The 24414-nt window shown below is 67.9% G+C and carries 25 protein-coding genes and 1 tRNA gene; 10 read left to right on the forward strand and 16 right to left on the reverse strand.

Going from position 1 to position 24414, the window contains the following annotated elements:
* Positions 1-47 precede the first annotated feature (47 nt).
* Positions 48-866: an inositol monophosphatase family protein gene (locus tag MC375_RS16130; protein WP_242104442.1), complete on the forward strand. Its 819-nt coding sequence runs from the start codon at positions 48-50 to the stop codon at positions 864-866.
* Positions 867-1722: 856 nt separating this feature from the next.
* On the opposite strand, the gene secF is transcribed toward MC375_RS16130, so the two are convergent.
* The 6 genes from secF to MC375_RS16160 form a co-directional block, all read right to left on the reverse strand.
* The gene (gene secF, locus MC375_RS16135; protein ID WP_242104638.1) at positions 1723-2673 is read right to left on the reverse strand and encodes a protein translocase subunit SecF; all 951 of its coding nucleotides are present in this window, start codon (positions 2671-2673) and stop codon (positions 1723-1725) included.
* 15 nt (positions 2674-2688) lie between these two features.
* A complete protein-coding gene (gene secD, locus MC375_RS16140; RefSeq protein WP_242104443.1) occupies positions 2689-4611 on the reverse strand; it encodes a protein translocase subunit SecD in 1923 nt (640 codons plus the stop codon).
* Between the two features lie 54 nt (positions 4612-4665).
* Complete coding sequence (yajC, locus tag MC375_RS16145) at positions 4666-5007, reverse strand: preprotein translocase subunit YajC (RefSeq protein ID WP_242104639.1); 342 nt, start codon at positions 5005-5007, stop codon at positions 4666-4668.
* Between the two features lie 129 nt (positions 5008-5136).
* The gene (gene tgt, locus MC375_RS16150; protein ID WP_242104444.1) at positions 5137-6258 is read right to left on the reverse strand and encodes a tRNA guanosine(34) transglycosylase Tgt; all 1122 of its coding nucleotides are present in this window, start codon (positions 6256-6258) and stop codon (positions 5137-5139) included.
* A gap of 67 nt (positions 6259-6325) precedes the next feature.
* The gene (gene queA / locus MC375_RS16155; protein WP_242104445.1) at positions 6326-7378 is read right to left on the reverse strand and encodes a tRNA preQ1(34) S-adenosylmethionine ribosyltransferase-isomerase QueA; all 1053 of its coding nucleotides are present in this window, start codon (positions 7376-7378) and stop codon (positions 6326-6328) included.
* Between the two features lie 92 nt (positions 7379-7470).
* On the reverse strand, positions 7471-7902 hold the full coding sequence (locus MC375_RS16160) for an Lrp/AsnC family transcriptional regulator (protein ID WP_242104446.1): 432 nt from the start codon (positions 7900-7902) through the stop codon (positions 7471-7473).
* Positions 7903-8040: 138 nt separating this feature from the next.
* Between MC375_RS16160 and MC375_RS16165 the strand changes: the two genes are divergently transcribed.
* Together MC375_RS16165 and upp are read left to right on the forward strand one after the other, a co-directional pair.
* Positions 8041-9537 (forward strand): aminotransferase class III-fold pyridoxal phosphate-dependent enzyme, encoded by a 1497-nt coding sequence (locus tag MC375_RS16165; protein WP_242104447.1) that lies wholly within the window; start codon positions 8041-8043, stop codon positions 9535-9537.
* Between the two features lie 85 nt (positions 9538-9622).
* The gene (upp, locus tag MC375_RS16170; protein ID WP_242104448.1) at positions 9623-10255 is read left to right on the forward strand and encodes a uracil phosphoribosyltransferase; all 633 of its coding nucleotides are present in this window, start codon (positions 9623-9625) and stop codon (positions 10253-10255) included.
* A 22-nt stretch (positions 10256-10277) separates the two neighbouring features.
* Here the strand turns inward: upp and MC375_RS16175 are convergent, their stop codons facing one another.
* The 9 genes from MC375_RS16175 to rsmD all read right to left on the reverse strand — a co-directional run bounded on the left by MC375_RS16175 (position 10278) and on the right by rsmD (position 16961).
* On the reverse strand, positions 10278-10991 hold the full coding sequence (locus tag MC375_RS16175; protein WP_242104449.1) for a TMEM43 family protein: 714 nt from the start codon (positions 10989-10991) through the stop codon (positions 10278-10280).
* Complete coding sequence (locus tag MC375_RS16180) at positions 10988-11878, reverse strand: MBL fold metallo-hydrolase (RefSeq protein WP_242104450.1); 891 nt, start codon at positions 11876-11878, stop codon at positions 10988-10990. Before MC375_RS16180 ends, MC375_RS16175 begins: the two co-directional genes overlap by 4 nt.
* 100 nt (positions 11879-11978) lie before the next feature.
* Positions 11979-12311: a hypothetical protein gene (locus MC375_RS16185; protein ID WP_242104451.1), complete on the reverse strand. Its 333-nt coding sequence runs from the start codon at positions 12309-12311 to the stop codon at positions 11979-11981.
* A 26-nt stretch (positions 12312-12337) separates the two neighbouring features.
* Entirely contained in the window at positions 12338-13078 is a 741-nt protein-coding gene (locus tag MC375_RS16190) for a VirK family protein (protein ID WP_242104452.1), read from the reverse strand.
* A gap of 94 nt (positions 13079-13172) precedes the next feature.
* Positions 13173-14951, reverse strand: coding sequence for a gamma-glutamyltransferase (ggt, locus tag MC375_RS16195; RefSeq protein ID WP_242104453.1), 1779 nt, complete (start codon positions 14949-14951; stop codon positions 13173-13175).
* Positions 14948-15202: a YfhL family 4Fe-4S dicluster ferredoxin gene (locus tag MC375_RS16200; RefSeq protein ID WP_242104454.1), complete on the reverse strand. Its 255-nt coding sequence runs from the start codon at positions 15200-15202 to the stop codon at positions 14948-14950. The genes ggt and MC375_RS16200 overlap by 4 nt, the downstream gene beginning before the upstream one ends.
* A 116-nt stretch (positions 15203-15318) precedes the next feature.
* Positions 15319-15807 carry a hypothetical protein gene (locus tag MC375_RS16205; protein WP_242104455.1) on the reverse strand — a complete coding sequence of 163 codons (489 nt, stop codon included), beginning with the start codon at positions 15805-15807 and terminating at the stop codon, positions 15319-15321.
* 42 nt (positions 15808-15849) lie between these two features.
* Positions 15850-16362, reverse strand: a complete 513-nt coding sequence (coaD, locus tag MC375_RS16210; protein WP_242104456.1) for a pantetheine-phosphate adenylyltransferase — start codon at positions 16360-16362, stop codon at positions 15850-15852.
* A complete protein-coding gene (rsmD, locus tag MC375_RS16215) occupies positions 16359-16961 on the reverse strand; it encodes a 16S rRNA (guanine(966)-N(2))-methyltransferase RsmD (RefSeq protein ID WP_242104457.1) in 603 nt (200 codons plus the stop codon). The genes coaD and rsmD overlap by 4 nt, the downstream gene beginning before the upstream one ends.
* On the opposite strand from rsmD, the gene ftsY reads away from it, so the two are divergent.
* The 4 genes from ftsY (at position 16843) to MC375_RS16235 (ending at position 21115) form a co-directional block, all read left to right on the forward strand.
* Positions 16843-18150, forward strand: coding sequence for a signal recognition particle-docking protein FtsY (gene ftsY, locus MC375_RS16220; protein ID WP_242104640.1), 1308 nt, complete (start codon positions 16843-16845; stop codon positions 18148-18150). The two genes, rsmD and ftsY, sit on opposite strands and share 119 nt — an antisense overlap.
* Positions 18151-18204: 54 nt before the next feature.
* On the forward strand, positions 18205-19509 hold the full coding sequence (locus MC375_RS16225; protein ID WP_242104458.1) for a hypothetical protein: 1305 nt from the start codon (positions 18205-18207) through the stop codon (positions 19507-19509).
* A 79-nt stretch (positions 19510-19588) separates the two neighbouring features.
* Positions 19589-20710, forward strand: a complete 1122-nt coding sequence (mutY, locus tag MC375_RS16230) for an A/G-specific adenine glycosylase (RefSeq protein ID WP_242104459.1) — start codon at positions 19589-19591, stop codon at positions 20708-20710.
* Positions 20711-20845: 135 nt separating this feature from the next.
* Positions 20846-21115, forward strand: coding sequence for an oxidative damage protection protein (locus tag MC375_RS16235; RefSeq protein WP_242104460.1), 270 nt, complete (start codon positions 20846-20848; stop codon positions 21113-21115).
* Here MC375_RS16235 and MC375_RS16240 read toward each other — a convergent pair.
* Positions 21097-21537: a DUF6491 family protein gene (locus MC375_RS16240; RefSeq protein ID WP_242104461.1), complete on the reverse strand. Its 441-nt coding sequence runs from the start codon at positions 21535-21537 to the stop codon at positions 21097-21099. The genes MC375_RS16235 and MC375_RS16240 overlap by 19 nt on opposite strands.
* Before the next feature lie 147 nt (positions 21538-21684).
* Here MC375_RS16240 and MC375_RS16245 point away from each other — a divergent pair.
* The 3 genes from MC375_RS16245 to MC375_RS16255 all read left to right on the forward strand — a co-directional run bounded on the left by MC375_RS16245 (position 21685) and on the right by MC375_RS16255 (position 24276).
* Positions 21685-21760 (forward strand) — tRNA-Phe (locus tag MC375_RS16245).
* Positions 21761-21923: 163 nt separating this feature from the next.
* A complete protein-coding gene (locus MC375_RS16250) occupies positions 21924-22370 on the forward strand; it encodes an LEA type 2 family protein (protein ID WP_242104462.1) in 447 nt (148 codons plus the stop codon).
* A 109-nt stretch (positions 22371-22479) separates the two neighbouring features.
* Positions 22480-24276, forward strand: coding sequence for an acyl-CoA dehydrogenase C-terminal domain-containing protein (locus tag MC375_RS16255; RefSeq protein WP_242104463.1), 1797 nt, complete (start codon positions 22480-22482; stop codon positions 24274-24276).
* The last annotated feature ends 138 nt before the right edge of the window (positions 24277-24414 follow it).

Below are 24414 nucleotides of genomic sequence, written 5' to 3' on the forward strand. Positions count from 1 at the left end.
GCCGCCGCACGCCCGGCAGACGCCTCGACCCGCCATGGAGCCCGCCGATGCTACAGCCCGCCGTCAACATCATGGTCAAGGCGGCCCGCGCGGGTGGCAACGTCCTCCTGCGGCACATGCACCGGCTCGACGCGCTCAACGTGGTCGAGAAGCAGCGCATGGACTATGCCAGCGAAGTCGACGGCCTGGCCGAGGCGGAGATCGTCAAGGAGCTGCGACGCTTCCATCCCGCCTACGCGTTTCTGGGCGAAGAAGGCGGAGCCCAGGGCAAGCACCGCTACACCTGGGTGATCGACCCGCTCGACGGCACCAGCAACTACCTGCACGGCATGCCGCACTGGTGCGTATCGATCGCGCTGGTGGAGAACGGCGAACCTCTGCACGGGGTGATCTTCGACCCGCTGCGCAACGAGCTGTTCATCGCCACGCGTGGCAAGGGCGCGGTGCTCAACGACAAGAAGATCCGCGTGGCCGAACGTCGGGACATCGCCGGCGCCATGCTGATCACCGGCTTCCCGCCGCGCGAGCGCAGCCGCCTGGGGCCACATCTGGATTGCGTGAAAGCGCTGATGGCCGAAGCCGAGGACCTGCGTCGCACCGGCTCGGCGGCCTTGGACCTGGCCTGGGTCGCCGCCGGTCGCGCCGATGCTTATTTCGAAGCCGGTGTGCAGCCCTGGGACATCGCCGCCGGCGCCCTGCTCGTGCGCGAGGCCGGCGGACGTCTGTGCGACTACCGCGGGCGTGCGCCGGGGCGGATGGATGTGGCGATGGCCAGCGGCACCCAGATCATCGCCGGCAACGTGAAGCTGGTCGAGCCGTTGCAGCAGTTGGTGGTCAGTTCTGGCTATGCGAAGGCGTTCGATTAGGGGTGTTGGCTGACGGCGACGGCGAATCGCGCGCGAGAATCGGTTCCTGCGAGTCGAGCTTGAACCCGAGGCTGTGATCCAAGAGCGTGCTGTTTCGCTCCTCCCAGATCAACGACATCTGCAGGTCAAACAAGAGCTCCGTCTGTCGAAAGCCTGCCGATACCTGGTAGTTCGACACTTGCTCGTACGCGCACAATAGAAGCAGAGCTTTCGCCTGAAGGCGAGTTACTTTCTTTGCTGGTGCAAAGAAAGTAACCAAAGAAAGCACCTGCTCGTGAAGTCAACACCGCTCAGGGCATGTGTGGTGCGCTCGCCATTTTCGGACTCGCCATCCATGGCTCGGTCCGAAAACGGCCGGCATCCATGCCGGCCGCCCTCCGGGTGTCTGGATGTTGGCCGCGTGCGCGGCGTTGGGAAGGTCAAAGGCCTGGTCGAGCCATGAGCCGCAGGCGCGTTCTGGTGATTGGGTCGTTGCAGCTTCTCAGCGTTTGACCTTCTTGCTCCACCAGCAGCCACCAGCGATCGGAAACCCCGGAGGGGCGGCGGCCATGGATGGCCGCCGTTTTCGGACCGAGGCAGGAGGCCGAGTCCGAAAATTCCTTCGTCACTCACACGCCTTGAGCGATCTGTCGAGGAAGGTGCTTTCTTTTGGTTACTTTTCTTTGCACCAGCAAAGAAAAGTAACTCGCCGGCAGGCGAAAGCTCTGCTCCTAACGGCTGTAATTCCGGACCCACGGATCGTTGGCTCTTCGCCTTCGCGGAGATGACAAAACGAGCACTGCGGCGCCAAATTCCGCGCGCCCCAAAAAACCAAGGGCCGCATAAGCGGCCCCTGGCTAGAACTTGACAGGAAAAGTCAGGGCCTGCGCGCCAACGCCGCCTCGTCGCGCGCCTTCGGCATCAGGTCCTGCTTGCTCACACCCAGCCACAGCAGGATCGGGCAGGCCACGAAGATCGAGGACAGGGTGCCGATGATGATGCCGATCATCTGCGATTCGGCCATGCCCTTGAGCGAGCCGCCGCCATACAGATACAGCGCCAGCACGGTCAGGAACGCCACGAACGAGGTGATCACCGTACGCGACAGGGTCTGGTTGATCGACTTGTTCAGCACCGCGCGCGGTTCCACGCGCATCGACTTGAAGTTCTCGCGCACGCGGTCGAACACGACGATGGTGTCGTTGATCGAGTACCCCATCACCGACAGCACGCCGGCGAGCACGGTCAGGTCGAATTCGTGGCCGGTCAGTGCGAACCAGCCGGCGACGACGACCACGTCGTGCAGGGTGGTGATGATCGCGGCGACCGCGAACTTCCATTCGAACCGGAACGAGATGTAGACCAGGAACCCGATCACCACGAACAGCAGCGCGTACAGGCCGTTGAGCGCCAGTTCCTTGCCCACCTGCGGACCGACATAGCCGCTGCTCAGGCGCTGGGCCGGGTTGTCGGGCGTCGAGGCCGCCTGCACCACCAGGTCGGCGGTCTGGCTGGTGTCGTCGCGTCCGGCGCCCTCGCGCGGCTGCAACCGCACCAGCAGGTCGCTGCCGGTTCCGTAAGCCTGGACCTGGGCATGGTCGAACCCGGCCGAAGCCAGGCGCGCGCGCAGGTCGTCGACGTCCGCCGGCTTGGCGAAGCGCAGCTCCACCGCGGTGCCGCCGGTGAAGTCCAGCGCGAAGTTGAAGCCCTTGGTGAACATGGCGCCGATGCCGACGAACATGATCAGCGCCGCGATCACCAGCGACACCCAACGCAGGCGCATGAAGTTGAAGTTGCTGTCGTGCGGAAACACATTGAACTGCTTGATCATGGTCGTGCTCCGTCAGATCGCGACCGACTTCAGCTTGCGCCGACGTCCGTAAATCAGGGTGGCGATACCGCGCGAGACCGACACCGCGGTATACATCGAGGTGGCGATACCGACGATCAGCGACACCGCGAAGCCCTTCACCGGGCCGGTACCGAAGGCGAACAGCGCGATACCCGCGAGCATGGCCGTGATGTTGGCGTCCGCGATCGTGCCCGAGGCCTTGTCGTAACCGCTGGCGATGGCGGTCTGCGGCGGCACCCCGGCGCGCAGTTCCTCACGTATGCGTTCGTTGATCAGCACGTTCGCGTCCACCGACATGCCCACGGTCAGGGCAATGCCCGCCAAGCCAGGCAGGGTCAGGGTGGCCTCCAGGAACGACATCACCGCGACCACCATCAGCAGATTGATCAGCAGCGCCACGCAGGTGATCACGCCGAACATGCGGTAATAGATCAGGAAGAACGCCAGCGCGAAGGCGAACGAGTACAGCACCGCGCGCAGGCCGCGCTCCACGTTCTCCTTGCCCAGGCTAGGACCGACCACGCGCTGCTCGACGAAGTCCATCGGCGCGGCCAGCGAGCCCGCACGCAGCAGCAGGGCCAAGTCCGCCGCTTCCTTCGGGCTTTCCAGGCCCGAAGTCTGGAACGTCTTGCCCAGCGGTTCGCGGATGTTGGCGACCGAGATGACGCGCTCGTTGATCCGCGAGCTGCGCACTTCCTTGCCGTCGACCATCCGCACTTCGGGAATCCGGTCGATGAACACCACCGCGAGCCCCTTGTTCACGTTCTCGCTCGAGTAGTCGAACATGCGCTGGCCGCCGATCCCGTTGAGGTTGATCGTGACCGCGGGCGAGCCGTCGTCCGGAGCGCGGCCGGAAGTCGCGCCGACCAGCTGCTCGCCCGACACGATGACCCGCTTCTTCAGCAGGATCGGAATCGGCTTGCCATCCGGTCCGAGTTCCTGGCGGTAATACAGCTTCGCATCGGGCGGCACGTTGCCGGTGGTCACCGCATCGAGGATGTCGCCGCCCTCGTACACGCCGTGGAATTCCAGCGTCGCCGTGGCACCGAGGATGCGCTTGGCCTGCGCGGTGTCCTGCACGCCGGGCAGCTGCACGACCACCCGCTCTGCGCCCTGGCGCTGGATCACCGGCTCGGCCACGCCCAGCTCGTTGATGCGGTTGCGCAACGTGCCGACGTTCTGCTCGATCGCGCCAGCGGTGATCTGCTGCAGGTCCTGCTCGGCCGGCCTGATCACCAGCTGGTTGGTTCCGGCCGGCTCGACTTCGACCATCGGCACGCCGCTGGCGAGCACGCCCGAGCCGGAGGCGCCACTGCTGACCGTGGCCAGGTCGGTCTGGATCGCGGTACGTGCGGCATCGCGGTCGCCGGGTTTGGCCAGGGTGATCAGGAACGTGTTGTCCGGGCGGCGTTCGACCGACTGGTAGGTCAGACGCTTGTCCCGCAGCAGCACACGCAGGTCTTCGGCGTAGGCGTCCATGCGCTTGTCCAGCGCCGCCTTGCGGTCGACTTCCATCAGGAAGTGCACGCCGCCCTGCAGATCCAGGCCCATGAGCATGCGCCGGGCACCGATCGCGTCGAGCCACGCGGGCGCGGTCGAGGCCAGGTTCAGCGCGGAGACGTAGCTGCCGCCCAGCGTGTCCTGCAGCAGATCGGAGGTCCGGCCCTGCTGCTCGGCGCTGGCCAGGCGCACCACCAGGTTGTCGCCCTCGATCGCCACCGCCTTGGGTGCGATGCCGACCTTCTTCAGATCCGCTTCGACCCGCTGCGTCAGCGCAGCGTCGATCTTGGCACCGCGGTTGGCGGTGATCTGCACGGCCGGATCCGGCGGGAACAGATTGGGGACCGCGTACAGCGCGCTGAGCGCCAGCACGAACGCGATGATGAAGTACTTGACGCGTGAATATTCGAGCATGGACAGGTCCAGGACGCGGCCCCGGGGCCGCGCCGGTCATGGAACGACGACGGGTCAGGCGGCCTTGAGGGTGCCCTTGGGCAGGACGTTGGCCACCGCGCCCTTCTGCACACGAAGTTCCACACCGCTTGCGACCTCGACGTGGATGAAACTCTCGCCGATCGTGCGCACGGTGCCCGCGATGCCGCCGTTGGTGATCACCTCATCGCCCACCGACAGTTTCTCGAGCATGGCGCGGTGTTCCTTGGCGCGCTTCATCTGCGGACGGATCATGAGGAAGTACATGATCGCGATCAGCACGATCGGGAACAGGAGCGAGCCCATCATGCCGCCGGCACCAGCGGAAGGGGTGGCCTGTGCGTAGGCAGGGGCGATCAGCAGGTCGAGCAGGTTCATCGGGCGGATTTCCACGGAAAAATAGCGGGCGATTATGCCATGCGGCATGGCCACCGATGCCCGTGCGGACGCGTCCGACCCGGCGCCGGCGGCGTCCCCAGGCCGCCGAAGTGCCCGAGCGGGCGGGTTTCAGCCCGTGGCTGCGGGCCGCTGGGCGGCAAGAAAGGACTCGCGGAACGCGGCGAAGGTTCCCGCTGCGATGGCCGCGCGCATGTCCGCCATCAGCTTCTGGTAGTGCCACAGGTTGTGCAGGGTGCCCAGGATCGGCGCTAGCATCTCGTTGCAGCGGTCCAGGTGCCGCAGATAGGCGCGGGTATAGCCGCCGGTGCAGGTCGGACAACCACAGCCTTCCTCGATCGGGCGCAGGTCGCGCTCATACTTCGCATTGCGGATCCGCACCACCCCGCCATGCACGAAGTAGTGTCCGTTACGCGCGTTGCGGGTGGGCATGACGCAGTCGAACATGTCCACGCCTCGGGCCACCGCCTCGACCAGATCCAGCGGGCGCCCCACTCCCATCAGATAGCGTGGCCGGTCGGCCGGAAGCTGCGGGCAGCAGTGTTCGAGCATCGCATTGCGCTCCGCCTCCGGCTCGCCCACCGCCAGTCCGCCGATGGCGTAGCCGTCGAATCCGATCCGCTGCAGCGCCTCGGCCGAGCGCGTGCGCAGTGCAGGATGCACCCCGCCCTGGACGATGCCGAACAGCGCCGCGTCGTTGCCTTCGTGCGCGCGCTTCGAGCGTTCTGCCCAGCGCAGGGAAAGCTCCATCGACTTGCGTGCCACCTCCTCGGTGGCCGGATAGGGCGTGCATTCGTCGAAGATCATGACGATGTCCGAATCGAGTACGCGCTGGATGCGCATGCTCTCCTCGGGGCCGAGGAACACCTGACTGCCGTCGGTGGGCGCGGCGAAGGTGACGCCGGCCTCGCTGATCTTGCGCCGGTGCGCCAGCGAGAACACCTGGAAGCCGCCCGAATCGGTCAGGATCGGCCCGTCCCAGCGGGTGAAACCGTGCAGGCCGCCGTGGGCCTCGATTACCTCCAGGCCCGGCCGCAGGTACAGGTGGAAGGTGTTGCCGAGGATGATTTCCGCGCCCAGGGCGCGCAGCTGTTCGGGCAGCATGCCCTTGACCGAACCATAGGTCCCAACCGGCATGAACGCCGGCGTTTCCACCGTGCCGCGCGGAAACGTGAGCCGACCGCGCCGTGCGGCGCCGTCGCTGGCCAGTAGCTGAAACGACATGCGGCTCATGGGGCTCCGATGGCAGGCGATCTGCGAGGAGCCCGCAGGTGCGTCTTTGTGGCGCGTTGCGACGCCTTCATTGGCTCGGGTCCTGCGAGCCATCGCGGCGCGGAAACAGCAGCATCGCATCCCCGTACGAAAAGAACCGGTAGCGCTCGCGCACCGCATGTTCGTATGCGGCGAAGACGCGCGCCTTGCCCGCGAATGCCGACACCAGCATCAGCAGCGTGCTTTCCGGCAGATGGAAGTTGGTCAGCAGCGCATCGACCGAATCGATGCGGTAGCCGGGAAAGATGAAGATGCTGGTCTCGCCCGCGAAGGGCTGCAGTTCGCCGTCGCGCAGCGCCGACTCCAGTGCACGCACCACGGTGGTGCCGACCGCGATCACGCGCGCACCGCGGGCGCGCGCCGCGCGCACCTGCGAAACCAGTTCGGCGCCGACGTTGATCCATTCGCTATGCATGCGGTGCTCGCGCACGTCATCCACGCGCATCGGCTGGAACGTCCCCGCGCCAACGTGCAGGGTCACGTGGCCGAACTCGATGCCTTTCTCGCGCAGCGCATCGAGCAGGGCGTCGTCGAAGTGCAGGCCCGCGGTCGGCGCCGCGACCGCGCCCACTTCGCGCGCGAACACCGTCTGGTAGCGCTCGGCGTCGTCCGCTCCGGGCTCGCGCCGGATATAGGGCGGCAGCGGTAGCCGACCTGCCCGCAGCAACCAGGACTCCAGCGCATCGTCCACCTCGAAGCGCAGGCGATAGAACTCGCCGTCGCGACCGAGCACTTCGGCGGCGCCGCCGGGATCCAGGGCGATCCGGCTTCCGGCCCTGGGCGATTTGCTGGCGCCGATCTGGGCGCGCGCCTCGTTGCCCGGCAGCAGGCGCTCGATCAGGATTTCGACCCGGCCGCCGCTGGCCTTGTGTCCGAACAATCGTGCCGGGATCACCCGGGTGTCGTTGAACACCAGCAGGTCGCCCGCCCGCAGCAGGTCCGGCAGGTCGCGCACGTGCAGATCGTCGAAGCCGCCCTCGTCCGGCGGCACCACCAGCAGCCGGCTGGCCGAGCGCTCCGGCAGCGGCGCCTGCGCAATCAGCGCCTCGGGCAACTCGTAGTGGAAATCGGATTTCTTCAAGACGGAAAAGAGGTGGATGCAGACGCGCGCGGGCCGACAATTGTAGGCGGGCGCACCGTGGGAGCGGCCTTGGCCGCTCCCACGGTCATGCGCTACCGCGCGAACTTGGTCGACAGCACGATCGAGGACGTGGTGCGTTCGACACCGTCGATCGCCCCGATCCGGTCGGTCAGCTCGTCCATTTCGCCCACGTTGCGCACCACGCCGACCGCGATCAGGTCCCAGCCGCCGCTGACCGATTGCAGGGTGCGGATCTCGGGCATCGCGCGCAGCTCGCGCACCACCTCGGCCATGCGCTTGGGCAGCACCATGATCATGATGTGGGCACGGATCAGGCCCTGCTCGAGATCGTCGGCGACGCGTACGGTATAGCCCTGGATCACGCCCTCGCGTTCCAGCCGGTCGATCCGGCTCTGCACCGTGGTCCGCGAGAGCCCCAGACGGCGTGCGATCTCGGCAGTCGGGGCGCGCGCATCCTCGCGCAGCAGCGAGAGCAGTGCCTCATCGGCGGGTGTGGGCTTCATTTGGACGAGAATAATCGTCGAATCGACGAAATTCCAGGCAAATCCGCACAAATCGGACCTACCAAACGCCGACAGATTCCCGATAATGGCTGGATGACCAATTGATCGCCGCGTGCCAGCACGCGCCGGGGAGCCACGATGACCGTTACCGAGAAACTCGCACCGCTACGCGCCCACGCGGGCCAGCGCCGCACCCAGGGCCTGGCCGACGCCGTCGTCGAGCGTTTCGCCGCCAGCCACCCCGACCTGGTCGACGCCATCGACGCGGCCGTGGCCGAGTACGCGCGCATCCGAGGCGAGTTCGCCGATCTGCTGGACCTGGATGAGGACGCGCAGGTGCGCGCGGTGCAGGCCGGCTACATCAATTTCTACCCCGAGGACGCGGTGAATCCGTACGTGGCCCTGGCCGCGCGCGGCCCCTGGCTGGTCACGCTCAAGGGCGCCGTGCAGTACGACACCGGCGGCTACGGCATGCTCGGTTTCGGCCACACGCCCGCGGCGGTGCTGGAGGCGATGGCGCGGCCGCAGGCCATGGCCAACATCATGACCCCCAACTTGTCGCAGCTGCGCTTCGAGCGCGCACTGCGCAGGGAAATCGGCCATGCACGCGCTACCGGCTGCCCCTACGTGAAGTTCATGTGCCTCAACTCCGGCTCCGAGTCGGTGTCGCTGGCCGCGCGCATCGCCGACGTCAACACCAAGCTGATGACCGACCCGGGCGGTCGCCACGCCGGACGCACGGTGAAGCGGCTGGTGGTCAAGGGCGCCTTCCACGGGCGCACCGAACGGCCCGCGCTGTATTCGGATTCCTCGCGCAAGACCTATCTGCAGCACCTGGCCAGCTATCGCGGCGAGGACAGCCTGCTCACCGTGGCGCCGTACGACATCGAGGCGCTGCGCCAGGTCTTCGCCGATGCCGACCGCAACGGCTGGTTCATCGAGGCGATGTTCCTCGAGCCGGTGATGGGCGAAGGCGATCCGGGCCGCAGCGTGCCGGTGGAGTTCTACGCCGCGGCGCGCGAACTCACCAGGGAGCACGGCGCGCTGTTCCTGGTGGATTCGATCCAGGCCGGCCTGCGCGCGAACGGCGTGCTGTCGATCGTCGACTATCCGGGTTTCGAGGGCCAGGAAGCGCCGGACATGGAGACCTATTCCAAGGCGCTCAATGCCGCCCAGTTCCCGCTGTCGGTGCTGGCCGTGGGCGAACTGGCCGCGGGCCTGTACCGCAAGGGCACCTACGGCAACACCATGACCAGCAATCCGCGCGCACTCGACGTGGCCTGCGCCACGCTGGCGCTGCTCACGCCGGAACTGCGCACCAATATCCGCGAACGCGGCAAGGAAGCCATTGCCAAGCTCGAGGCGCTGCGGGCCGAGACCGGCCTGATCACCAAGGTCCAGGGCACCGGCCTGCTGTTCTCGTGCGAACTGACCCGCGATTTCAAGGGCTATGGCGCCGGATCGACCGAGGAATGGCTGCGCGAACGCGGCTTGGGCGTCATCCACGGCGGCGAGAATTCGCTGCGCTTCACCCCGCACTTCGCCGTGACCAGCGCGGAGCTGGACCTGGTCTTCGACCTGGTCAAGCGCGCACTGCTCGAGGGCCCGCGCCAGCGGCAGGCCGCCGCCGCGTAGTGGGACCCGCGCGCGGCGCGCGCCTCGCCTCATTCGCGCGTAGTGGAAATCGCCGCGTGTCCGCACGGGGCGGTAAAGTCGCGGCATGAAAGTCGTCGAGTGCCGTCACCCGCTGCTGCAGCACAAGCTCGGCCTGATGCGCCGCGCCGACAGCAGCACCAAGACCTTCCGTGAGTTGGCGGCGGAAGTGGCGATGCTGCTCACCTTCGAGGCGACCGCAGATCTCGCGCTGGAAGACGGCGAGGAAGCCGGCTGGGCCGGTCCGGTGCCGGTACGCCGCATCCACGGACGCAAGCTGACCCTGGTGCCGATCCTGCGCGCGGGCCTGGGCCTGCTGCCCGGTGTCCTGCAGATGATCCCCGCGGCCAAGGTGAGCGTGGTCGGCATGCGCCGCAACGAGCGCACGCTGACGCCGGAGCCCTATTACGACAACTTCGTCGGCAGCCTCGCCGACCGCACCGCACTGGTCCTGGACCCGATGCTGGCCACCGGCGGCACCCTGATCGCGACGCTCGACCTGCTCAAGTCCTCCGGCTGCACCCGCATCAAGGCCCTGTGCCTTGTGGCCGCGCCCGAAGGCCTGCGCGCGCTGGAAGCCGCGCATCCCGAGGTCGAGGTCTATACCGCCGCTGTCGATGAGCGGCTGGACGAACGTGGCTACATCCTGCCCGGGCTGGGCGACGCGGGCGACCGCATCTTCGGCACCCGGCCCGGCTAGGGCCCAGGACTCGGCCATCGCCTCAGTGCCGGCGCCTGGTCCCGCGCCGCCGCCGGATCAGGGCGAGCAGCGCGAACACGAGCAGTGCACCGGCCCCGACCGGGAGCAGATAGCGGTGCGCGGTTTCCCGCCCCGCCAACGCCGGATCCCGAGCGGGCGCGGCACCGGCATCCGCGACGGCGGCACCGGGTTTCAGCACCCAGACCGCATTGCGCAGCGCAACCCGGCCCGCCAGGGGCGGCAGCGTCATTTCATGCCAGGTAATGCGCAGGTCCCCGATCTGCGGATCCAGCGGGTTTTCGGCGCTACCCAAGCCATCGCCCTCGGGCTGGAACGTGGCCGAAAGGTTTCCGGGCAGGGCCGAGAATCCCGGCCTGAAGCCGCGCCACTGCCCCAGCGCCTTGAGCACGTCCTCGTCCACCGGCCTGCCATCCACGGTGACACGCGGGGCGATCCAGTAGCGGGTTTCAATCGGGAACCCGCCCGGGTTCGCATGCCGGGCATCGAATCCCGATGAATCGACCGGCTCCGATGTCCAGACCCTGGCGTAGCCGGCGCCCTGCCTGCGCCACTGCAACATCTCGACCCGGCGCTGCAGGCCGAACTGGCGGGTGGAAACGCCGAATTCCGCGTCGCGCAGCCGCTCCGCCGCGACCGGTTCGCCCTGCGGTACCGGTTCCTGGGCCGCGGCGATGCCTGCGAAGGCAAGCAACCCGGCCGCGAGGCCCGCCCTCATGCGGCCAGCGGCCTGGCGTGCAGCGCGGGCACCTCGTGCGCGGTGCCGAAGCGGCCCTTCGCATCGCGCGTGACCTGCGCCAGCGCGCAGCCCGGGTCGTGGGTGAAGAACAGATGCACGTTGCGCGCCTGCTTGTCTTCCAGGAACTCGCGCTTCTCGTCGATCAACAGCTCTGCGTTGCGGTCGTAGCCCATCGTGATAGGCACGTGCACCCACGGTCGTCCGGGGATCAGGTCGGCGCAGAACACCACTCCGCCATGCGATTCGCCGTTCACGCGCTCGGGCCCCACGATCTCCGACAGCATCAGCCCTGGGGTGTGCCCGTCGCTGAAATGGAAGCGCACCGCCTCGCCGAGCGCCTCCGAGTGGGTGCTGTCGACGATTTCCAGCCGCCCGCTCGCCTTGAGCAGCGCCGGCAGTTCCGGAATGAAGCTGGCGCGGTCGCGCGGATGCGGCGCGCACGCGCGATCCCAGGCGGCGGCGCTCACCACGAACGTGGCATTGGGAAACAGCAGCTGCGGCGCCGCACCCTCGCGCCATGGCGCGAGCAATCCGCCGGCATGGTCGAAATGCAGATGCGATAGCACCACCACGTCGATGTCCTCGTGCGAGAAGCCCGCTTGGGCCAGCGAGTCCAGCAGGACGTGGCGATCCTCGACCACCCCGTAGCGCTGGCGCAGGTCCGGCGGGAAGAACGCACCGATCCCGGTTTCGAACAGCACCGTCTTGCCGTTCAGCGGACTCGCCAGCAGCGCGCGGCAGGCCAGGTCGATGCGATTGGCATCGTCCGCGGGAGACCATTTCGACCACATCGCCCTGGGTGCGTTGCCGTACATGGCGCCACCGTCGAGCTTCTGCGAGTTGCCGAGAATGGACCAGAGCTTCATGCGCCGATTCTACGCCCGACGACCGCTGCGGGGCCGCTCCGGGACCACGCGGAGACGCACGTTCTTCCATCGGGGCCCTGTTGCGCTCCGACGACCGGATTCACCAGGACCAGACGGCCACCGCAACCGCCAGAAGGAGGGACATCGCGCAACGGGTGATGTCCCCACGGCGCAGTTTGCGTGTCGGGCCCTCGCAGAGCCGGGTGGATGCGGATTCCCGGCGTCCCACGTTGTAGACGTACCGGACATTCGCCGAATGCAGCAACTCGCCGCCTTCGTCGTCGCTGCCGTCGTCGTCCACGAATGCGCACGATCCGGCCTCTGGCAACCCACTCGCGCGAGGCAGGCCGAGACGGATGCTCCGCAACTGCAACAGCGCAAGTCCGGTGAGGATCAGCGCCACAACGAAGCAAACGATCGCGGTCCTGGTCATGCCGACGACCAGACGCCGATTACGGATTACTGTTGATCCGCCGAAACATAAAACACGAATGCACCGCCCGAAATCTCGGGCGCCGCGACCCGGATCGCCACTTCCGCGCCATCGGTCGGCAGGACGCCCTCACCTACCGCGTCCGGCTGGCCTTGCAAGCGCAAACGGCTCAGTCGCCAGCCCTTGATGGCCAGCCGCGCCGGCCTGTCCGGCGGTAGTCGCAGCCGCGCGTCCAGATCTTTCGGTCGGACGACGTTGCGGCCGCCGGCGTCGTCCAGATCGTCCTGCTCGAAGGCCAGCAGCGGCTGGCCGTCGGCCTCCACCGTGAAGCGCCAGTCGGTGGTGCCGGGCGAGCCGTCGTCCTGGACCGCGATCCGGTCCAGCACGACGCGCAGGCGCACCGGCCCGCTGGGAGTCGCCGATGGCGCCGGCGCGCTGGCGGTGCCTGTCGTTTCGGAGCCCGCCGATTCGGAGCCGGCCGATGCGGAGGACGCCGGCGTCGGCGCGACCGTCGGCAGCACATCGCGGCCTTTTTCGCGCAGCTCCAGCAGATTGCCCAGCAGCGTGGTCAGGGCCACCAGGAACACGACTCCACCGGCCAGTTTGGCCGGAAGCTGCTGGAACCAGGGCTTGTGCTCTTCGCGCTGCGCTGGACGCTGGTGCAGGCGATCGGCGCGATCGCGCGCGGCGCTGCGCCAGGCCTCGGCGGAGCGATCGGCTGGTGGCTCGCCTTCGCCAGGTGGTTTGGAAGGGGGATCGGGGTTCATCGTCGTTCCTGCGGTCGGGCGCGGACACGTTCGGCCCGCCTGTCGCCGCGCCCGGATGTTGCCAGAAGCCGCGTTTACCCGGCGACGCGATGGTCTATCGGGGCGGCGCCAGCACCGCCGCCTTGCCCACGCTGTTGCGCGGGTCGCTGCCGCCCTGCAGGGTGTTGTTCGTCCGGTCCCATTCCACCGTCTGCAGATTGCCCCAGACGTGACTGGAGCCGCGGCCGCCTTCGGCCTCCTCCGGTGGGAGCTTGAGCGCATGCCCCATGGCCTGCAGCGCCTGCGCCACCTCGGCGGTGAACGTGCCCGATTCCGCCTCGATCACGTCCGGCAGCCACTGGTGGTGGTAGCGCGGCAATGCGGCCACCTCCTGCGCGCTGAGCCCCGCGTCGTAGCCGAGGATGCCGAGCAGGACCATGGTGATGATGCGGCTGCCGCCGGGTGTGCCAAGCACCGCGACCTTGTCCTTCGATTCCATGAAGGTCGGGGTCATCGAGCTGAGCATCCGCTTGCCCGGCTTTGGCGCATTGGCCTCGAAGCCCATCACGCCGAAGGCGTTGGGCGTACCCGGTTTGAGCGCGAAGTCGTCCATCTCGTCGTTGAGCAGGACACCGGTGCCGGGCGGGATCAGACCCGAACCGAACAGCAGGTTCACCGTCTGCGTGCCCGCGACGCGATTGCCCTCGGCGTCGATGATCGAGAAATGCGTGGTCTCCTCGTCCTCCAGCGGCGTCGGCGTGCCGGCAAGCAGATCGCTTGGCGTCGCCTTCTCCGGATGGATGGTGGCGCGCAGCCCGGCCGCATAGTCCGCGCTGGTCAGCAGCCGCTGCGGCACCTCGACGAAGTCGGGATCGCCCAGGTAGAAGGTGCGGTCGTGGAAGGCGCGGCGCATCGCTTCGACCACCAGATGGGTGCGGTGTGCGGCATCGAGCTTGTGCAGGTCCCATGGTTCCAGGACCTGCAACATCTGCGAAAGCGCGATCCCGCCCGACGAGGACGGCGGTGCCGTGGTGACGTTCCAGCCGCGGTACTCGAAACGGACCGGTTCGCGCTCGCGCACCTGGTACCCGGCCAGTTCGCCCGGGGTCCATTCGCCGCCCTGCGCGTTGACGCCGGCCACCAGCTTCTCCGCGACATCGCCCTTGTAGAAGCCATCGAAGCCGCGCTCCGCGAGCAGTTCCAGCGTGCGCGCCAGGTCGGGCTGCCTGAATACATCGCCTTCCGTTGGCGCCGCACCGTTGGCCAGAAATACCGCGCGCGTGCCGGGATAACGCTCCATCACCTTGCGCTTGGCCGCATAGCCGCGTGCGAATCGCGCGTACACCGGGAAGCCGTCGCGGGCGATGCGGATCGCCGGCGCCAGCGTCTGCTCGAGCCTCAGCCGGCCATACCTGGTTTGCAAATGAACCAGCCCGGCCGGCAGCCCCGGGATGCCGGCCGACCACGGGCCGTTCTGGGCGCGGTCCTCGTCCAGTTCGCCATCCGCGGTCAGGTACTTTTCCGGCGTTGCCGCCTTGGGCGCGATTTCGCGGGCGTCGACGAAGACATCTTTCCCGGACTTCGCGTCGTGCAGCAGGAAAAACCCGCCGCCTCCCAGGCCGGAGCTGATCGGTTCCACCACGGACAGCACCGACGACACCGTGACCGCGGCGTCGAAGGCGTTGCCGCCGGCGCGCAGGGTCTCGAGACCGGCGTCGGTGGCGAGCGCGTGCGCGGAGGCGATCGCGGCACCGGGCGGCCTGGCCGATGGAGGAGATGCAGAAGCCTGCGCCGGACGCGTATCGCGAGCGCTCGCTAGCGTCGGCAACAGCAGCGCCACGAGCAGGATGGCGAGGACCCGGGCGCATCCGGCCGTGCGCGTTGACTGGCTCATGCAGCGTTCTCCTGCAGCCGCTGCAGCTTGGCCAGCAGCGCTTCCTGCGATTCGGGATGCTCGGGATCCGGATCGATGCATTCCACCGGACACACCGCCACGCACTGCGGTTCGTCGTAATGGCCGACGCATTCGGTGCACAGCGCCGGATCGATCACGTAGATGGTTTCGCCCTGCGTGATCGCCTTGTTCGGGCAGACCGGCTCGCAGACGTCACAGTTGACGCAGAGTTCGTTGATCCGGAGCGACATGCGCCCATTGTAGAGCCTGCCCCGGATTCGATCCGATTGCCTGGGGCGCGACCGTTGTGGGGCGGTCGCGCCCGGATCCCGCCGCTGGCGGAAGAAACGATACGCGTACCCGCGTCTTACTTGGCCTCGACGAACACGTAGTCCACGCCAGCCGGCGTGACCGCGGCCTTGACCCGCTCGTTGTCGGCGGCACTGCCGATGAACAGCACTTTGACGCCCTTCATGCTGTTGGGCTCGACGGTCTTGAACGATTCCACCACCAGGTCCGCGACTTTCGTCGAGGAATGTCCGCCATAGGCCAGCAGGTTGCCGGAGATGATGCCGCGGGCCACATCCATCCTGGCCTTCTCGAGCAGGCGCTCGTACTGGTCGGCGAAGTCCGGCAGCGATTCGGACGGCACCATGTACACGAAGGGCTGGTTCTGGATCCCGTCCATGTTGCGCCCGACCACGTCCTGCAGGTAGTTGAGCCAGGCCTGGCGATCGTCGGTCGTGGGTGCGCTCATCGGCGCCTTCACGGTCTCCTTGGGCGCCTCCTCCTTCTTGCACGCCGCGAACGGCAGTGCCAGACAGGCGATCAGCATGAAGCGGTTGAGGATGTTCATTGCGGGCTCCCGGTGGGTGCGAAAAGGTGACGACTGGGCTGGCTATGCCTTGCGATTGTCGGCGCGCTGCCATTCGGCTTGCAATGCCCGCGCCACTGCCGGCGGCACGAAGGCGGAGACGTCCCCGCCCAGGCGCGAGATTTCGCGGACCAGCGAAGATGAAATGAAGCCGTATTTCTCCGCCGGCGTCATGAACAGGGTCTCGACGTCCGGAATGAGATGCCGGTTCATGCTGGCCAGTTGGAATTCGTATTCGAAATCCGACACCGCGCGCAGTCCACGCAGCAGCACGCCGCCGCCGACCTCGGCGACGAAATGCGCGAGCAGCGAGTTGAAGCCACGGACCTCGACGTTCGGGAATCTCGCGAGCGCCTCGCGCGCGAGCCCAACCCGCAGCTCGAGCGGTAGCGCCGGGCCCTTGGCCGGGCTTTCGGCCACGCCGATGATCATGCGCTCGAACAGCGGCGCGGCGCGGTCGACCAGGTCGACGTGACCGTTGGTGATCGGATCGAAGGTGCCGGGATAAACGGCGATACGGGTGCGGGCAGCGCTCATGCGTCGGGGATTGGCGCCGTCGGCGTGGGGTCGGGCGCGAGTGTAACGGCCTCGCTGGCGGGCCGCACGCGTCGATACAGTCCGTAGCGCACCTCACGGGTGCGCCCTTCGCGGTGGGGCTGCCAGGCAGGCCCAGGCGCCGTCGCCCCCTGCGCCGGCGTCTCCAGGTAGAGCCAGGCGTCATCGGCCAGCCATGGAGGCAGCCGCTCCAGCACGCGCGGCCACAGTTCCGCATCGAACGGCGGATCCACGAACACCAGGTCGAAGCGTCCATGCAGCGGTGCCTGCAGCCAGGCCAGCGCGTCGGCCTGGACGATGTGGACGCGCTCGCCTGCTTTCAGCCGGTCTGCGGTACCGCGCAGTGTCCGGACGATGCCGGGCTCCCGTTCGACCAGCAACACCTCGCGCGCGCCGCGCGACGCCGCTTCGAACCCGAGCGCACCGCTGCCCGCGAACAGGTCCAGCACGCGCGCGCCGGCGATCTTCGGCTGCAGCCAGTTGAACAGGGTTTCGCGCACACGGTCCGAGGTGGGCCGCAGGCCATCGAGGTCGGCCACGGGCAGGCGCGTCCCGCGCCATTCCCCGCCGATGATGCGCACCGCGCCCGCGCTGCCGGAACGGCGTGGCTTCATTCTGGGCGCTCGTACCACGGTGATACCATGCGGTCCATTCTCCATCATCGTCCGGCGCATGGTCAGCTGGTTCCGACGCAAGAAGCCCGACGCCGCCGCGCCCGCCCCTTCCGCAGAACGTCCCGCAAGCGATGCCCCCAGCGGTATCGATGCGCAGGACACCGGATCCGATGCGACCGCGCTGGCGTCCGATGCTCCACCTGCCGCGGCTGCGGCAGCGCCCGGACGTCAGGGCTGGCGCGAGCGCCTGCGCGGCAGCCTGTTCGCGCGCAGTTTCGGCGGCGTGTTCTCCGGCAATCCGCGCCTCGACGACGCCCTGCTCGACGAGATCGAAACCTCGCTGCTCACCGCCGATGTGGGCGTGACCGCGTCGACCGCGATCGTCGAGGACCTGCGCAAGCGGATGAAGGCGCGCGAGTTCAGCGACGCCGCCGCATTGCTGGGCGCGCTGCGCGCCGATCTGATCGACATGCTGCGACCGGTCGCCGTGCCGCTGCGCTTTCCGGCGGACGTGAAGCCGTTCGTGCTGCTCACCGTTGGCGTGAACGGCGTGGGCAAGACCACCACCATCGGCAAGCTGGCGCGTCGCTACCGCGACGAAGGCCGCAGCCTGATGCTGGCGGCTGGCGACACGTTCCGCGCCGCGGCGGTGGCACAGCTGCAGGCCTGGGGCGCGCGCCATCAGGTGCCGGTGATCGCCCAGGGCCAAAACGCCGACGCGGCATCGGTCGCCTACGACGCGCTGCAGGCCGCCCAGGCCCGCGGCGTGGAGGTGCTCATCGCCGACACCGCCGGGCGTCTGCATACCCAACAGGGACTGATGGCCGAACTTGGCAAGATCCGCCGGGTGCTCGCCAAGCTCGATCCCGCCGCGCCCCACGAAGTGCTGCTCGTGGTCGATGGCACCACCGGTCAGAACGCGGTTTCGCAGCTGCGCCAGTTCCATGCGGCGGTCGGCGTCACCGGACTGGTGGTCACCAAGCTCGACGGCACCGCCAAGGGCGGTGTGGTGTTCGCGCTGGCGCGCGAATTCGGCATTCCGATCCGCTATGCCGGCATCGGCGAGCAGCCCGAAGACCTGCGCGAATTCGATCCGGTCGCCTTCGTCGATGCGCTGCTGCCGCCCCGCGAGAGCTTCGGCAACGGGAATGCGTAGCGCGGCAGCACATCGCGCCCGCAGACGTCTTCCTGCATTCGCGATCCCGACGCCATGAACGTGCCTGCCGCCGCGGCGCGAAGGAAGCACAGGCTGACCCTCGGGCTGGGCGCGCTGGCCATACTGGCCTTGCTGCTCGCGCTCTCGCTGCGGGTGATGCTGCGGCCCGAGAACGTCACCCGCCTGATCCTGCAACAGGTCGGCACCGCGCTCGGGCTGGAGATCACCGCAACCGGGATCGGCGAATACCGGCTGCGTGGCACGCCGCAGCTGATCGTGCGCGATGTCGTCGCGCGCTCGTCTGGCGCGAAGACCGCACTGCTCCGCGCCGAGCGCATCGCCATCGCGGTGCCGTGGGCGACGCTCCGCTCGCGCGGCGCACTGCTGGAGGTCTCGCGTGTCGAACTCGATGCACCGGTGCTCGACCTGCGCGCACTGCAGGACTGGATGGCGACACGTCCGCCCGGCAAGACCAGGATTCCCACCCTGACCGATGGCCTGGCCGTCACCCGCGGCCGGGTCGACGGCGATGGCTGGCGTATCGACGGAGTCGAAGTCGACCTGCCGCGGCTGCACCCGGAGCAGCCGGTCAATGCCCGCGTGGCCGGCCGCTATCTGGATCCGCCGACGTCGATCGCCTTCGATCTCGACGTGGCGCTGACCCGACCGACCAACCACGTCGGCGCGGCGGCGATCGGCGCGATTACGTTCGCGCGCGACGACTGGCGACTTCCCGCACGCGTCAGGCTGTCCGGCCCCATGCACCTGGGCGGCGAACTCGCTGGCGGCAGAAAACAGGTGCTGCGCATCACCCCGGTCCGCCTGGCCATGTCGGCGGTCTACGAATCCGGTACGTCCGCCGCATCCGACCGGCTGCCATTTGTGCTCGGCGTACACGGGCCCCTGCGCTTCGATGGAGCCACCTGGACGCTGGCACCGGTCGGTGTCGCGCTGCGTGGCGAGGGTGTATTGCCGACGCTGGATGCGCGTGGTGCGATCGCATCCGGTCGCCGGCTGGTCATCCGGCTCGCCGGGCAGCTGCCCGGATGGAAGGACGCCTGGCCGGCGCTGCCGCCGCCGATCGGACAGTCCGCTTCGCCGCTGCCGTTCCGGCTCGGCTACGTCGGCAAGGCCGATGCCAGCGATATCACGACCCTGCGCCTGCTCCGCGACGACACCCGATTCGACGGACGGTTCCGCCTGTCCCAAGTGTTGGCCTGGATGAAGGCTGCGCGCGCCGGCTCGCCGATCCCGCCGCTCGACGGCACCATCACGGCGCCACGCCTTGAGATCTCCGGCGCGCAGCTGGACGGCGTGGAAGTGGAGATCGACGATCCGGACGTCGAGGGATCGCCGTGACCCGTTGGCCGCAGTATTCGGATACGCCTCGCGATCGCCCGCGCCTTCGTCCGCAGCATCGCCGCCGACATCGCCTCCGATGAGCAAACCGCGCAAAACCGGCGCAAAGCCTTCGACTTCCGTTCGGGATGCATCGACCGGGGCTGCACCCGACGAAACATCAAGCGGTTTCGCCGCGAAGCTCCTCACCTGGTTCGACATCCACGGCCGTCACGACCTGCCCTGGCAACATCCGCGCACGCCATATCGGGTGTGGCTGTCGGAAATCATGCTGCAGCAGACCCAGGTGCGGGTGGTGATCCCCTACTTCGAACGCTTCGTCGCCACGCTGGCCGACGTGCGCGCGCTCGCCACCGCGCCGCTCGACGAGGTGCTCGCGCTGTGGTCGGGCCTGGGCTACTACGCGCGCGCCCGAAACCTGCATGCGGCTGCGAAATTGTGCGTGGAACGCCATGGTGGCGAGCTGCCGCGCGATCTCGATGCGCTGATGCGCCTGCCCGGCATCGGCCGCAGCACCGCAGGCGCGATCCTGTCGCAAGCCTGGGGCGACTCCTTCCCGATTCTCGACGGCAACGTCAAACGCGTGCTGAGCCGTGTGTTCGGCGTGGACGGCTGGCCGGGAACCCCGGCGATCGAGAAGCGCTTGTGGACGATCGCCGGATCGCTGCTGCCCGATGCGCGCCTGGCCGACTACGCCCAGGCACAGATGGATTTCGGCGCGACCCTGTGCACGCGCCATGAACCGGATTGCGTCCTGTGTCCACTGCAGGACGACTGCGTGGCGTTGCGCGAGGGTCGCGTGGCCGAACTGCCCACGCCCAGGCCCGGAAAGCCACTGCCGCAACGTCATGCGATCGTGCTGCTGCTGCGCGACGCACACGGACGGATGCTGCTGCAACGCCGCCCACCCACCGGCATCTGGGCCGCGTTGTGGTCGCTGCCGGAGGCGGAAGATGCCGCGAGCGCCCGCGCCTGGTTCGAAGCCCGCGTCGACGCCGACTACGACTCGATCGCCGCGCTCGAACCGATCGCGCACGGCTTCACCCACTATCGCCTGCAACTGCAGCCGCTGGCGCTCGCCGGCGTCGGGCTGCGCGCGCGGATCGCCGACGACGACAGCCTGCGCTGGTTCGCCCCTGCGGATCTGTCCTCACTGGGCATTCCCGCCCCGATTCGCAAGCTGCTGCAGGCCACGCTGTAGGAGCGCCGCGTCGGCGCGACGGGCACGATCGGGCCGCAACCCTCGTGCGACCCATACCCGGCGCATCCCGCATGCAGAATCCGCCACCCGAAGCGGCGCTCCTACAATAGGCGTTTCCGGATCCGAGGCACGCACATGTCCCGCCAGGTGTTCTGCGAGTACGAACAACGCGATACCGAAGGATTGGACTTCGTCCCCTGGCCCGGCGAGCTGGGCAAGCGCGTGTTCGCACACATCGGCAAGGCCGCGTGGGCGGCCTGGCTGGCCCATCAGACCATGCTGATCAACGAAAACCGGCTGTCGCCGCTCGATCCCAAGCACCGCGCCTTCCTCGAAGGCGAGATGGAGAAGTTCCTGTTCGCCGGCGGCGCCGACAAGCCTGCCGGCTACGTGCCCGAAGCCTGAGCCGCGCTGCGGGCGGTGCGTTCGGCCTGCTTGATCGCCTTGATGTCGAGCGGGCGGATCCGGGCGATATGGCAGGGCACGTTGACCGCGCTGCGGCTGTACACGATCACCTTGTCGAACGGCACGCTGACCTGGCCGAAGGTGTTGGTGATGCTGATCGCCGGGGTGAACTCGATTTCGGGACAGGGGCCGGTCAGATCCAGCAGATAGGCCTCGTTCGGACGCGTCCAGACCGCGATCGCCTCGTCGCCGAGCGGCGTCCAGCCGTTGATGCTCCCGAAGTAACGGAACTTGTTGACCGGAGCGCCCGCATGGGCGTTGTACAAGGCCAGCTTGTCGGCATCGCGCTGGGCCCGGTCGGTGGCGCAGGCGGACAGACTGGCCAGGGCCGCGGCTGCGAACAGCACAATGGAGTGACGCATGGCATCCTCCTCATGGAGCCGTGTAACGTGATGATGCGCCTGCCTGGCGGCGACTCCACATGGCTCCGTCCCAGCATTCAGCGGCCATGCGGGTTGCCGCGAAGGGCCCGCGTCCGTATCATCGCGCCCTCGGTTTGACCGGCCCGTGGCCGGGTAGCTCAGTTGGTAGAGCAGGGGATTGAAAATCCCCGTGTCGGGGGTTCGATTCCCTCCCCGGCCACCATTTCGTTCGGACAAATCGTCATCATCGCAAGAGGCCGCGCGCGAGCGCGGCCTTTCTGTTTGCCGGACGCCGTGCGCCGTCGCGATTCAGGCCAAGTAGTATTCTCCGACTTCCGCGGACACTGGGGACCGGCATGGGTTGGAAGCGCGCGATCGGATCGGGAATGGCCATGTGCCTGCTGCTTGCCGCCTGCGCCGGCGGGCCCCCGCGCCGCGTCTCGGAGCCGGCTGCGGGCATCCAGCAACTCAGCGTGCGTGCCAACGGCAGCTGGTCGGTGGACCTGCGGATCGAAAACTTCAGCAGCATTCCGATGCGGTTCGATGCGATCAGCCTGCCGCTGACGCTTGCCGGCCAACCCGCAGGCACGCTGCAGGGCAACGCCGGGATCAGCATCGGCCCCGAATCCGCGGACGTCGTCACCCTGGCCCATATCCCCGGATCCGATGCCAAGATCGCATTGGCCGACGCCCTCGCCGACAACCGTGGTGTCTCCTACAGCTTCGAAGGCACGATCCAGGCCACGCCCGAGGACGGCAAACCCCGCAGCTTCGAGCTCAAGCGCAACAGCTCGTTGAACCCGGTGCCGGGGCTGCCGGGCGTGCTGCGCTGACGTCCGCCGGCCGACCCGCGCTGCGCGAACTCGCGATCGCGCCATATTCGAGTAAATATCCTCGCCCGCCGGCCCATGCTTGCGGCATCGTTTCTGGTGAGAGCTAGGCATGAACACCTACAAGGCCCCGCTGGCCGATATCCGCTTCGCGCTGTACGACGTCCTGCAGGCAGAAGCGCTGTTCGAGCGCCTCGGGTTCACCGACGCCACGCGCGACATCGTGGATGCCGTGCTGGAGGAAGGCGCGCGTTTCAACGAAACCGTGCTGGCCCCGCTCAACCGCATCGGCGACGAAGTCGGCTGCAGCTACGACAAGGCTACCGGTGCGGTGACCACGCCGCCCGGTTTCAGCCAGGCCTACCGGCAATACGTGGAGGGCGGCTGGCCCGGCCTGGTTTCGCCCGCGGAGTTCGGCGGCCAGGGCCTGCCGCACAGCGTCGGCGTGCCGATCAAGGAAATGATCGACGCCGCCAACCTGTCCTGGGGCAACTTCCCTCTGCTCTCGCATGGCGCCACCGAGGCGCTGCTGCACTTCGGCGACGCCTGGCAGAAGGAGGTTTTCCTCAAGCGCCTGGTATCGGGCGAATGGACCGGCACCATGTGCCTGACCGAGCCCCACTGCGGCACCGACCTGGGCCTGCTCAAGACCCGCGCCGTGCCGAACGACGACGGCAGCTACGCGATCAGCGGCACCAAGATCTTCATCACCGCCGGTGAGCACGACTTCACCGACAACATCGTGCACCTGGTGCTGGCGCGCTTGCCGGACGCGCCGTCCGGCAGCAAGGGCATCAGCATGTTCATCGTGCCCAAGCTGCGGGTCGTTCGACAGGACGATGGGCAGATCGAACTGGGCGAACGCAACGGCGTGCGTTGCGGCGCGATCGAACACAAGATGGGCATCCACGGCTCGGCCACCTGCGTGCTGAACCTGGACGATGCGCAAGGATGGCTGATCGGCGCGCCGCACAAGGGCCTGGTGGCGATGTTCGTGATGATGAACACCGCACGCCTGGCGGTGGGCCTGCAGGGCCTGGGGCTGTCCGACCGCGCCTACCAGAACGCACTCGCCTACGCGCGCGAACGCCTTCAGATGCGCTCGCTCTCCGGCGCGAAGTTCCCCGACAAGCCGGCCGATCCGATCATCGTGCATCCGGACGTGCGCCGCATGCTGCTGACCCAGAAGGCGCTGGTGGAAGGCGGACGCCTGCTCGGCTACCACGCCGCATCGCTGGTCGATGTCGTCGGGCATTCGAACGATGAGCAGGAAAAGGCGCAGGCCGATGCGCTGCTTGGTTTCCTCACCCCCATCGTCAAGGCCTGCCTCACCGAATGGGGCGTGGAATGCACCTATCACGCCCTGCAGTGCTTCGGCGGCCACGGCTACATCGCCGAGCACGGCATGGAACAGCTTGCCCGCGATGCGCGTATCACCACGTTGTACGAAGGCACAACCGGCATCCAGGCACTGGACCTGATGGGGCGCAAGACCATCCAGGGGCAGGCGGCGGGATTGCGCGTGTTCCTCGGCATGATCGAGGAGTTCTGCAAGGCCAACGAGGGTGATGCGGCGCTCGCGGAGTTCATCGCGCCGCTGCGCGAAAAGGCCGGCGAGTGGCAACAGCTCACGCTCGAGATCGGCAAGCGTGCGATGGCCAACGCGGACGAGATCGGCGCGGCGGCCTGGGACTACCTGTTCTATTCGGGCTATGTCGCGCTGGCCTACTGGTGGGCGCGCAGCGTCGCGGCGACCGATGCTTCCGCGCAATCGCAGGCGTTCCGGGACACCAAGCGCGAAACCGCCCGCTTCTACTTCGCGCGCATCCTGCCGCGCACGCTGGCCCATGCGGCGAGCATCCGTTCCGGCGCGGCGCCGTTGATGACAGCCGAGGCAGACGCCCTGTAGCGACCCCGGGCCCTCACCTCGCCCCGGGGTGCGGGCGGCGTCGCCAACCCGGCGTCGAGCAGCAGCCGGAAGCACCCCGCCACTGGTCCGCGCCCGCAGAGGAACGCGGGGACAACCGAGGCCCTTTGCCGACCTACA

This window comes from Lysobacter sp. M2-1, from assembly GCF_022662495.1.
Taxonomy (GTDB): domain Bacteria; phylum Pseudomonadota; class Gammaproteobacteria; order Xanthomonadales; family Xanthomonadaceae; genus JAKPBU01.